Source organism: Nocardioides sp. Kera G14, assembly GCF_020715565.1.
Lineage (GTDB): Bacteria > Actinomycetota > Actinomycetes > Propionibacteriales > Nocardioidaceae > Nocardioides.
The window spans coordinates 1,689,078-1,700,591 of record NZ_CP085839.1 but is presented as its reverse complement, the minus strand read 5'-3'; the positions used below and the strand labels follow the sequence as shown (position 1 = coordinate 1,700,591).

Here is an 11,514-nt window from a genome sequence, read left to right as displayed (position 1 = left end):
CGGAAAGCGGTTTCACATTGCCATGCAGGGTCATGTATAGTCATGCATATGACAACGAAGGTCGCCGTCGCCGGTGCGAGCGGTTACGCCGGGGGAGAGCTCCTCAGGCTGCTGCTCACCCACCCCGAGGTCGAGATCGGTGCCCTCACCGGCGCCTCGAACGCCGGACAGCTCCTCGGCACGCTCCAGCCGCACCTCCTCCCGCTCGCCGACCGCGTGCTGGTCGAGACCTCCGTCGACACCCTCGGCGGGCACGACGTCGTCTTCCTCGCGCTGCCCCACGGGCAGTCCGGCGAGATCGCCAAGGCGCTGCAGTCGAAGAAGCCCGACGTCGTCGTCATCGACTGCGGCGCGGACTTCCGGCTCCAGGACGCCGCGGAGTGGGAGAAGTTCTACGGCACTGACAACGGGGGGCACGCCGGCACCTGGCCCTACGGCCTCCCCGAGATCCCGGGCAACAGGGAGAAGCTCGTGGGCGCCAAGAACATCGCGGTCCCCGGCTGCTACCCGACCATCTCGTCGCTGTCGCTCGCGCCCGCCGTCGCAGCAGGCCTGATCGAGCCGGACGTCGTCGTCGTCGCGGCCAGTGGCACCAGCGGAGCAGGCAGGTCCGCCAAGACACACCTCCTCGGCTCCGAGGTCATGGGCAATGCGTCGGCGTACGGCGTCGGGGGAGTGCACCGCCACACGCCCGAGATCACCCAGAACCTCTCGCAGTTGACCGACGGGACGGTCACGGTCAGCTTCACGCCGCTCCTCGTCCCGATGCCGCGCGGCATCCTCGCGACCTGCACGGCCAAGCTCCTCCCCGGCGTCACCGCCGCCGACGTCCGCGCCGCCTACGAGCAGGCGTACGCCGACGAGCAGTTCGTCCACCTCCTGCCGGAGGGCATCTGGCCGCAGACCCAGGCCGTGGCAGGCTCCAACGCCGTGCACCTGCAGGTCACCACTGATGATTCGTCGAACCGCCTCATTGCCGTCGGTGCCATCGACAATCTCGCGAAGGGCACTGCCGGCGCTGCCGTCCAGTGCATGAACCTCGCCCTGGGCCTCGACGAGGCCACCGGGCTCAGCACGATCGGAATGGCACCCTGATGAGCACCGGCGTCACACATCCATCCGGCTTCCGGGCTGCCGGCGTCACCGCGGGCCTCAAGGCCTCCGGCACGCCCGACATGGCACTCGTCGTCAACGACGGCCCCTCCTTCGCGAGCGCGAGCGTCTTCACCTCCAACCGCTGCCAGGCCAACCCGGTGCTGTGGAGCAAGGAGGTCGTCAAGGACGGTGTGGTCAAGGCCGTCGTGCTCAACTCGGGCGGCGCCAACTGCTACACCGGCGCAGCGGGCTTCCAGAACACCCACGCCACGGCCGAGCGCGTCGCGGAGAGGCTGGAGATCGGCGCCGGGGACGTCGTCGTCTGCTCCACCGGCCTGATCGGCCTGCTCAACGACCAGGCGATGCTCCTCACCGGTGTCGACCTCGCTGCCGCCGCGCTCGCTGCCGACGGCGGCGACGCGGCAGCGCAGGCGATCATGACCACCGATACGGTCTCCAAGCAGGCTGTCGTCTCGGGCGACGGTTGGAGCATCGGCGGCATGGCCAAGGGTGCGGGCATGCTCGCGCCGGCCCTGGCCACGATGCTCGTCGTCATCACGACCGACGCCGACCTGCCCGCCGCCGAGCTCGACCTGGCGCTGCGCGCCGCCACCCGCGTCAGCTTCGACCGGCTCGACTCCGACGGCTGCCAGTCCACCAACGACACCGTCACGTTGCTGGCGTCAGGTGCCAGCGGCGTCACCCCAAGCATCGATGACTTCACCGCGAAGCTCACCGAGCTGACGAGCGACCTCGCAATGCAGCTCCTCGCGGATGCCGAGGGTGCGGACCACTCGATCGCGATCACGACGATCAACGCCGCCACCGAGGACGACGCCGTCGAGGTCTCGCGCTCGGTCGCCCGCAACAACCTCTTCAAGGCCGCGATCTTCGGGAAGGACCCCAACTGGGGCCGCATCCTCGCCGGTGTCGGCACGACGCGGGCCGCCTTCGACCCTGCCGACCTCGACGTCGCCCTCAACGGCGTCTGGGTCTGCAGGCAGTCGACCCCGGCCGACGACCCGAGCCAGATCAACCTCGACGAGCGCGACGTCACCGTGACGATCGACCTCAAGTCCGGCACCTCGCAGGCCACGGTGTGGACCAACGACCTCACCCACGCCTACGTCCACGAGAACAGCGCCTACAGCTCATGACACCGTCGAAACCCCGCACGAACGCGGCGATCCTCGCCAACGCGCTTCCCTGGCTGAAGCGTTACAACGGCAAGATCATCGTCATCAAGTACGGCGGCAACGCCATGATCGACGACGACCTCAAGGTCAGGTTCGCCGAGGACATCGCGTTCCTCCGGCTGGCCGGCTTCAAGCCCGTCGTCGTCCACGGCGGCGGCCCGCAGATCTCCACGATGCTCGACCGGCTCGGCATCAAGAGCGAGTTCAAGGGCGGCCTGCGAGTCACCACCCCCGAGGCGATGGACGTCGTCCGGATGGTGCTCGTCGGCCAGGTCCAGCGCGAGCTCGTCGGCCTGCTCAACCAGCACGGCCCGCTGGCTGTCGGCCTCTCCGGTGAGGACGCCGGCCTCTTCACCGCCAAGCGCACCAACACGATCGTCGACGGCGAGGAGGTCGACCTCGGCCTCGTCGGCGAGGTGACCTCAGTCCGGCCCGAGGCGGTCCTCGATGTCATCGAGGCCGGCCGGATCCCGGTCATCTCCAGCGTGGCCCCCGACCTCTTGGGCCAGGTGCACAACGTCAACGCCGACACCGCCGCCGCCGCCCTCGCGGTGGCCCTCAAGGCCGAGAAGCTGCTCGTCCTCACCGACGTCGAGGGCCTGTACGTCGACTACGGCAACTCCGACGACGTCATCCAGGAGATCAGCCCCGAGTCCCTCGAGAAGCTCATGCCCGACCTCGCCAGCGGCATGGTCCCCAAGATGGGCGCCTGCCTCCAGGCGGTCCGCGGCGGTGTGCCGCGCGCGACCGTCGTCGACGGGCGCGAGCCCCATGCCGTGCTCCTCGAGATCTTCACCGACGAGGGCATCGGCACCCAGGTCCTCCCCGGTGTGGACACCAAGATCCGGAAGGCAGTCCAGTGAGCTATGCAGAGCGGTACCAGCAGGCCGTGATGAACACCTTCGGCCCGCCGAAGCTCGTCCTCGTCCGCGGCGAGGGCAGCCACGTGTGGGACGAGGACGGCAAGGAGTACATCGACTTCCTCGGCGGCATCGCGGTCAACGCGCTCGGCCACGCCCATCCGGCCCTCGTCGAAGCGGTCAGCGGCCAGCTCCACACCCTCGGCCACATCTCGAACTTCTTCGCATCCGCCCCGCAGATCGGCCTGGCCGAGAAGCTGCTCGACCTCGTGGACGGCGTCCTGGACGGCCGGCGTCCCGAGGGCCGCGTCTTCTTCACGAACTCCGGCACCGAGGCCAACGAGGCCGCGTTCAAGCTCACCCGCCGCACCGGGCGGAGCCACATCGTCGCCATGGAGGGCTCCTTCCACGGCCGCACGATGGGTTCGCTCGCGATCACGTCGAAGGAGGCTTACCGCGCCCCGTTCGAGCCGCTCCCCGGAAACGTCACCTTCGTCCCGTACGGCGACTCCGACGCCCTCGCCGCCGCGGTGACGCTCGACACCGCCGCCATCGTGCTCGAGCCGATCCAGGGCGAGGCCGGTGTCGTGGTCCCGCCGGAGGGCTTCCTGGCCGCGGCGCGCGAGACCGCCGACCGGAACGGCGCCCTCCTCTGGTTCGACGAGGTGCAGTCCGGCATGGGGCGCACCGGTGACTGGCTCGCCTCGGGCCGCAGTGGCGTGGTGCCCGACATCATCACCCTGGCCAAGGGCCTCGGTGGTGGCTTCCCGATCGGTGCCTGCATCGGCCTCGGCGTGGCGGCGCAGCTCCTTGAGCCGGGCAACCACGGGACCACGTTCGGCGGCAACCCGGTCGCCTGCGCGGCCGCGCTCGCCGTCATCCGCACCATCGAGGGCGAGAACCTGCTCGACCACGTCACGATCCTCGGGCAGAAGCTCCGTGACGGGCTGGCGGCCGATCCGCGCGTCGCAGAGACCACGGGGGAGGGCCTCCTCATCGGGGTCGTCCTGACCGAGGAGAAGGCGGCCGCCGTGGCCGCAGCCGCGCTCGAGGCGGGCTTCATCCTCAACAACGCCACACCCGGCCGGTTGCGGCTCGCCCCGGCACTCAACCTCAAGGAGGACGACGCCGAGGCGCTGCTCAACGCCTGGCCGTCGATCCTCGACGCCGCCTTCAGCGAGGCGGAGGTCGAGGCATGAATGACCGCTCATGCCGTTCATTCCTTGCCGACGACGATCTGACTCCCGAGGAGCAGACCCGCGTCCTCGAGCTCGCCGCGACCCTGAAGGCGGCGCCGTACGACGCCAAGCCGCTGGCCGGTCCGAAGAGCGTCGCGACCATCTACGACAAGCCGACCCTGCGGACCCAGTCGTCCTTCGCCGCGGGCATCGCCGAGCTCGGCGGCAACCCGATGCTCGTCGACGGTGCGCTCGCCGGGATCGGCAAGCGCGAGTCCATCGCCGACGTCGCGCGCATCCTCGGCCGCCAGGCGAGCGTCATCGTGTGGCGGACCTTCGCCCAGAGTGCGCTCGAGGAGATGGCCACCTACGCCGGCGTGCCCGTCGTCAACGCCCTCACCGACGAGTTCCACCCCTGCCAGCTCCTCGCCGACCTGCTCACCATCCGCGAGCACAAGGGCGAGCTGGCCGGCCTGCGTGCCGCCTTCATCGGCGACGGCGCCTGCAACATGGGCAACTCCTGGATCCTCGCCGGCGTCACCGCAGGCATGCACATCACCATCGGTGCGCCCGAGGGCTTCGCCCCGAGCCAGGAGATGTTCGACCGCGCCAACGCGATCGGCGCCACGACCGGTGGCAGCGCGACCTGGGAGACCGACCCCGCGACGGCGGTCGCCGGAGCTGACGTGGTCATCACGGACACATGGATCTCGATGGGCAAGGAGGACGAGTCCGCCGAGCGGATCGCCACCTTCACGCCGTACGCCGTCACCACCGACCTCGTCGCCAAGGCCAGGCCCGACGCGATCGTCATGCACTGCCTGCCCGCCTACCGCGGCAAGGAGATCGCGGCTGAGGTGCTCGACGGCCCGCAGAGCGTCATCTGGGACGAGGCCGAGAACCGTCGCCACGCCCAGAAGGCGATCATCGCCTTCCTCGTCGAGCAGGCTTGATCCGCCCATGACCGAAAGTGCCCTGCGCCCCGCCACCAAGGCCGCCCGTCACCAGCTCATCGTCGAGTTGGTCGCGGGCCACGAGGTTCGCTCGCAGGGCGAGCTGGCGGACCTGCTCGCCGAGCAGGGCGTCCAGGTCACGCAGGCGACGCTCTCGCGGGACCTCGTCGAACTCGACGCGGTGAAGGTGCGCGCCGCCAGCGGAGCGCTCGTCTACGCCGTGCCCAACGAGGGTGGCGATCGCCGCCCGCTCGCACCGGGGGAGTCGCCCGCCTCACAGGCACGGCTCGCCCGGCTCTGCAGCGAGCTCCTCATGTCCGCCGAGGCCAGCGCCAACCTCGTCATCCTCCGCACCCCGCCGGGTGCGGCCCAGTTCCTGGCGAGCGCGGTGGACAAGGCAGAGTTCTCTGCGATCCTCGGCACGATCGCCGGCGACGACACCGTCCTCGTCATCGGTCGCGACCCCCTCGGGGGAGACGACCTCGTCCGTACCTTCATGGCTCTAGCACAGGAGAACAAGCAGCAGTGAGCAAGGTCCTCACCTCCCTTCCCGTCGGCGAGCGCGTCGGCATCGCCTTCTCGGGCGGCCTCGACACGTCGGTGGCCGTCGCGTGGATGCGCTCCAAGGGTGCGGTGCCGTGCACCTACACCGCTGATATCGGGCAGTACGACGAGCCGGACATCTCCGGCGTCCCCGGGCGTGCGAAGGCGTACGGCGCCGAGATCGCCCGCGCCGTCGACATCAAACCCCAGCTGGTCGAGGAGGGCCTCGCGGCCCTGGCCTGCGGTGCCTTCCACATCCGCTCCGGCGCGAAGGTCTACTTCAACACCACGCCGCTCGGCCGCGCCGTCACCGGCACGATGCTGGTCCGCGCCATGCAGTCCGACGACGTCAACATCTGGGGCGACGGGTCGACGTACAAGGGCAACGACATCGAGCGGTTCTACCGATACGGCCTGATGGCCAATCCCGAGCTGCGGATCTACAAGCCCTGGCTCGACGCGGACTTCGTGACCGAGCTCGGCGGCCGCCACGAGATGAGCGAGTGGCTCGTCGCCCACGGCCTGCCCTACCGCGACTCGACGGAGAAGGCGTACTCCACCGACGCCAACATCTGGGGCGCCACCCACGAGGCCAAGACGCTCGAGCACCTCGACGTCTCGCTCGAGACCGTCGAGCCGATCATGGGTGTGAAGTTCTGGGATGTCACACAGCGGATTGAGACCGAGGACGTCGCGATCTCCTTCGAGGCCGGCCGCCCCGTCGCCCTCAACGGGAAGCGGTACGACGACGCCGTCGCCCTCGTGATGGAGGCGAACGCCATCGGTGGCCGCCACGGCCTCGGCATGTCCGACCAGATCGAGAACCGCATCATCGAGGCCAAGTCCCGCGGCATCTACGAGGCGCCCGGCATGGCCCTGCTCTTCGCGGCCTACGAGCGTCTGCTCAACGCGATCCACAACGAGGACACGCTGGCGAACTACCACAACGAGGGCCGCAAGCTCGGTCGGCTGCTCTACGAGGGCCGCTGGCTCGACCCGCAGTCGCTGATGCTGCGTGAGTCGATCCAGCGTTGGATCGCCTCGCTGGCGACCGGCACCGTCACGCTGCGTCTGCGCCGCGGCGACGACTACACGATCCTGGCGACCGAGGGCCTGAACTTCTCCTACCACCCGGAGAAGCTCTCGATGGAGCGCGTCGAGAACGCCGCCTTCGGCCCGACCGACCGGATCGGCCAGCTCACGATGCGCAACCTCGACATCGCCGACTCCCGGTCCAAGCTCGAGGCGTACGCCGCCCAGCCCCTGGACCAGGGCAACGTGCTCGTCGAGCACGGCACCCTCTTCGGTGAGCTGCCGCCGGGCGGTTTCGAGCAGATCGCCGCGCCGGCCGAGCTCGACGCTGACGCCGAGGCTGTCATCGACGAGGTCGCCATGGAGTCGGGCACCGACTGATGGCATCGGAGCACACCACCCCCGTACACACGACGGGAGAGGGCAAGCTCTGGGGCGGCCGCTTCGAGGGCGGTCCGTCCCCGGAACTCGAGCGGCTCTCCCGGTCGACGCACTTCGACTGGCGCCTCGGTCTCTACGACCTGGCCGGCTCCCACGCTCACGCGAAGGCGCTGGGCGCCGCGGGCCTGCTGACTGCCGAGGAGGAGCTCGAACTCCACCGCGGCCTGGACGTGCTCGCGCAGAAGTGGACGTCGGGTGACCTGCAGCCGGCGGCGTCCGACGAGGACGTGCACGGTGCGCTCGAACGGCTCCTCATCGAGGAGGTCGGTCCCGACGTCGGCGGCAAGCTCCGCGCCGGTCGTTCGCGCAACGACCAGATCGCCACGCTCTTCCGCTCCTACCTCCTCGACCACGGACGCGCCGTCGGCGGCCTCGTGCTCGACCTCGTCGAGGCGATCGCCGACCAGGCCGAGACGCACCTCGGCGCGATCATGCCGGGGCGCACGCACCTGCAGCATGCCCAGCCGGTGTTGCTCTCCCACCACCTGCTGGCCCATGCCTGGGCGCTGCTCCGTGACGTCGACCGCATCGCCGACTGGCGGGTACGGGTCGAGTCGGACTCGCCGTACGGCTCGGGCGCCCTGGCCGGGCAGAGTCTCGGCCTCGACCCAGAGCTGGTCGCACGCGAGCTCGGCTTCACCGGTTCGACGGCCAACTCCATCGACGGGACCGCGTCGCGCGACTTCGTCGCCGAATTCGCCTTCGTGTGCGCACAGATCGGCGTCGACGTCTCCCGGATGGCCGAGGAGATCATCCTGTGGGCCACGAAGGAGTTCGACTTCGTCACGCTGCACGACTCCTGGTCGACCGGATCGTCGATCATGCCGCAGAAGAAGAACCCGGACATCTCCGAGCTGGCCCGCGGCAAGGCAGGTCGCCTCATCGGCAACCTCACCGGACTGCTCGCCACGCTCAAGGCGCTGCCGCTCGCCTACAACCGCGACCTGCAGGAGGACAAGGAGCCGGTCTTCGACTCCGTCGACACCCTCGAAGTCCTGCTACCGGCCTTCACCGGCCAGGTCGCGACGCTGGTCTACAACACCGATCGGATGGCCGAGCTCGCGCCGCAGGGGTTCTCACTCGCGACCGACATCGCCGAGTGGCTGGTCCGCGAGGGCACGCCGTTCCGCATCGCCCACGAGCTGGCCGGCGCCTGCGTCCGCGCAGCCGAGGCCAAGGGCACCGAGCTCGACGGCCTCACCGACGAGGAGTTCGCGGCGATCTCGCCCGCGCTCACGTCGCAGGTGCGGCTCGTCCTCACGGCCGAAGGCTCGGTCGCCTCACGCGACGGCCGTGGTGGCACCGCCCCCGAGCGTGTCCGCGAACAGCTCGCCGAGCTCCGCTCCCGCGTCGCGTCGGCACGCACCGCCTGATCCACCCATGAGCGCCGAACTGCTGGAGGGTCGACCCGACGAGGTCGCCCCACGGCTGCTCGGCGCTCTTGTGTCCCACGCCGGCGTCACCCTCCGCCTCACCGAGGTCGAGGCGTACGGCGGCCCCGAGCCCGAGGGCGACCCGGGCTCCCATGCCTTCCGCGGGAAGACCGCTCGCAATGCGGTGATGTTCGGCGGCCGGCCCGCGCTCTACGTGTACTTCACCTACGGGATGCACCACTGCGCGAACCTCGTCGTGACCGAGGGGCCCGGCGGCGTACTCATGCGGGCGGGAGAGGTGGTGGACGGGATCGACGTCGCTCGTACCCGCCGTCCCCGGAGCAGTGACCGCGACCTGGCCCGCGGCCCGGCCCGCCTGGCGCAGGCGCTGGCGTTCGACCTGTCCCACAACGGACTGCCCGTGCCAGGTCCTGAGATCGGTCTGGTGGCGCCGGCCGAGCCCAGTACCGGGTTCTGCCAAGGTCCGCGCGTCGGTCTTCGCTTCGCCCCTGACCGTCCGTGGCGCTTCTGGGTGCCGGGCGAGCCGACCGTGTCCACCTACCGTCCAGCTCAGCCCCGGCCACGAAAGGCCGTCTGACCTGCGGAAACGCACAAGATGCCCCCCGGATTTGATGCCCCGGACACCTCTGTGTAATGTTCTTCCTGTCGCCGGGAACGGCGGGAAAAACGAAGGGCCTGACGGCCTGACGAACACCCCCGATCCAGCGGCCACCTGGCTTGCAAGAGCCCGGACAGCGTCAAGTTGACCGGGATGAACGAAGCCAGTAACGTTTTGCAGGTTGCCCCAAGGCCGAACGCGAGAGCGTGCGGCGTGGTGCGCGTGTGATTCTTGAGAACTCAACAGTGTGTTATTGAATAGTCGACGAATTAGTTTGTAACCTCGTCGCCTTTATGGTGGCGAATTTCTTTGACAATGATTCTGACAATGTTCCATGTCTTTGGATGTGGATCGTCAGTGATCTCCTGTCAGAGGTCAAGTTTTCTACGGAGAGTTTGATCCTGGCTCAGGACGAACGCTGGCGGCGTGCTTAACACATGCAAGTCGAGCGGAAAGGCCCTTTCGGGGGTACTCGAGCGGCGAACGGGTGAGTAACACGTGAGTAATCTGCCCTGCACTCTGGGATAGCCTTGGGAAACTGAGATTAATACCGGATATGACACATGCTCGCATGGGTGTGTGTGGAAAGTTTTTTCGGTGCAGGATGTGCTCGCGGCCTATCAGCTTGTTGGTGGGGTAATGGCCTACCAAGGCTTCGACGGGTAGCCGGCCTGAGAGGGTGACCGGCCACACTGGGACTGAGACACGGCCCAGACTCCTACGGGAGGCAGCAGTGGGGAATATTGGACAATGGGCGGAAGCCTGATCCAGCAACGCCGCGTGAGGGATGACGGCCTTCGGGTTGTAAACCTCTTTCAGCACAGACGAAGCGCAAGTGACGGTATGTGCAGAAGAAGGACCGGCCAACTACGTGCCAGCAGCCGCGGTAATACGTAGGGTCCGAGCGTTGTCCGGAATTATTGGGCGTAAAGGGCTCGTAGGCGGTTTGTTGCGTCGGGAGTGAAAACCCAGGGCTTAACTCTGGGCTTGCTTTCGATACGGGCAGACTTGAGGCATTCAGGGGAGAACGGAATTCCTGGTGTAGCGGTGAAATGCGCAGATATCAGGAGGAACACCGGTGGCGAAGGCGGTTCTCTGGGAATGTTCTGACGCTGAGGAGCGAAAGTGTGGGGAGCGAACAGGATTAGATACCCTGGTAGTCCACACCGTAAACGTTGGGCGCTAGGTGTGGGACACATTCCACGTGTTCCGTGCCGCAGCTAACGCATTAAGCGCCCCGCCTGGGGAGTACGGCCGCAAGGCTAAAACTCAAAGGAATTGACGGGGGCCCGCACAAGCGGCGGAGCATGCGGATTAATTCGATGCAACGCGAAGAACCTTACCTGGGTTTGACATATACGGGAAGCCCCCAGAGATGGGGGTCTCTTTGATACTCGTATACAGGTGGTGCATGGCTGTCGTCAGCTCGTGTCGTGAGATGTTGGGTTAAGTCCCGCAACGAGCGCAACCCTCGTCCTATGTTGCCAGCACGTGATGGTGGGGACTCATAGGAGACTGCCGGGGTCAACTCGGAGGAAGGTGGGGATGACGTCAAGTCATCATGCCCCTTATGTCCAGGGCTTCACGCATGCTACAATGGCCGGTACAAACCGCTGCGATCCCGTGAGGGGGAGCGAATCGGAAAAAGCCGGTCTCAGTTCGGATTGGGGTCTGCAACTCGACCCCATGAAGTCGGAGTCGCTAGTAATCGCAGATCAGCAACGCTGCGGTGAATACGTTCCCGGGCCTTGTACACACCGCCCGTCACGTCACGAAAGTCGGCAACACCCGAAGCCGGTGGCCTAACCCCTTGTGGGAGGGAGCCGTCGAAGGTGGGGTTGGCGATTGGGACGAAGTCGTAACAAGGTAGCCGTACCGGAAGGTGCGGCTGGATCACCTCCTTTCTAAGGAGCACACACCCACAGGTATCCGGCACAACGTCGGTGCATCGGTGGTGTTCACTAGTGGAATCGTCGACGAAGTGCCCTTCTGGGTTGCTGTCATCCTCAGTACAACCGGTGTCTCTTCGGGGGCGCTGGAGTGGAACCTGGGTGGTGGTGATGAGGTGGGGTTTTCGGTAACACACTGTTGGGGTTCTGAGGAATCACGCGTCCAGCGGTTGCTGGTGTGCCTCGGTGCCTGAGTGCGCTTGATCCCGCGGAGGTGGGTGAGGGGGTGTTCTGGGTGTGGTGTTTGGTTGTTTTGAATAGTGGACGCGAGCATC

Annotated in this window: 9 protein-coding genes and 1 rRNA gene; all 10 read left to right on the top strand. The window is 67.4% G+C overall.

What is annotated here, in order from left to right; genetic code table 11:
- Positions 1–48 precede the first annotated feature (48 nt).
- The 10 genes from argC to LH076_RS08340 all read left to right on the top strand — a co-directional run bounded on the left by argC (position 49) and on the right by LH076_RS08340 (position 11,194).
- Positions 49–1,095 carry an N-acetyl-gamma-glutamyl-phosphate reductase gene (argC, locus tag LH076_RS08385; protein WP_227783520.1) on the top strand — a complete coding sequence of 349 codons (1,047 nt, stop codon included), beginning with the start codon at positions 49–51 and terminating at the stop codon, positions 1,093–1,095.
- Positions 1,095–2,252, top strand: a complete 1,158-nt coding sequence (gene argJ, locus LH076_RS08380) for a bifunctional glutamate N-acetyltransferase/amino-acid acetyltransferase ArgJ (RefSeq protein ID WP_227783519.1) — start codon at positions 1,095–1,097, stop codon at positions 2,250–2,252. The genes argC and argJ overlap by 1 nt, the downstream gene beginning before the upstream one ends.
- The gene (gene argB / locus LH076_RS08375; protein WP_227783518.1) at positions 2,249–3,154 is read left to right on the top strand and encodes an acetylglutamate kinase; all 906 of its coding nucleotides are present in this window, start codon (positions 2,249–2,251) and stop codon (positions 3,152–3,154) included. Before argJ ends, argB begins: the two co-directional genes overlap by 4 nt.
- Positions 3,151–4,350: an acetylornithine transaminase gene (locus tag LH076_RS08370; protein WP_227783517.1), complete on the top strand. Its 1,200-nt coding sequence runs from the start codon at positions 3,151–3,153 to the stop codon at positions 4,348–4,350. The genes argB and LH076_RS08370 overlap by 4 nt, the downstream gene beginning before the upstream one ends.
- The gene (gene argF, locus LH076_RS08365; protein WP_227783516.1) at positions 4,347–5,282 is read left to right on the top strand and encodes an ornithine carbamoyltransferase; all 936 of its coding nucleotides are present in this window, start codon (positions 4,347–4,349) and stop codon (positions 5,280–5,282) included. Before LH076_RS08370 ends, argF begins: the two co-directional genes overlap by 4 nt.
- Positions 5,283–5,289: 7 nt before the next feature.
- The gene (locus tag LH076_RS08360) at positions 5,290–5,811 is read left to right on the top strand and encodes an arginine repressor (RefSeq protein ID WP_227783515.1); all 522 of its coding nucleotides are present in this window, start codon (positions 5,290–5,292) and stop codon (positions 5,809–5,811) included.
- The gene (argG, locus tag LH076_RS08355) at positions 5,808–7,238 is read left to right on the top strand and encodes an argininosuccinate synthase (RefSeq protein ID WP_227783514.1); all 1,431 of its coding nucleotides are present in this window, start codon (positions 5,808–5,810) and stop codon (positions 7,236–7,238) included. The genes LH076_RS08360 and argG overlap by 4 nt, the downstream gene beginning before the upstream one ends.
- Positions 7,238–8,671, top strand: a complete 1,434-nt coding sequence (gene argH, locus LH076_RS08350) for an argininosuccinate lyase (RefSeq protein ID WP_227783513.1) — start codon at positions 7,238–7,240, stop codon at positions 8,669–8,671. The genes argG and argH overlap by 1 nt, the downstream gene beginning before the upstream one ends.
- Before the next feature lie 7 nt (positions 8,672–8,678).
- Positions 8,679–9,269, top strand: coding sequence for a DNA-3-methyladenine glycosylase (locus LH076_RS08345; RefSeq protein ID WP_227783512.1), 591 nt, complete (start codon positions 8,679–8,681; stop codon positions 9,267–9,269).
- Between the two features lie 404 nt (positions 9,270–9,673).
- A 16S ribosomal RNA gene (locus LH076_RS08340) occupies positions 9,674–11,194 on the top strand.
- Positions 11,195–11,514: the final 320 nt, after the last annotated feature.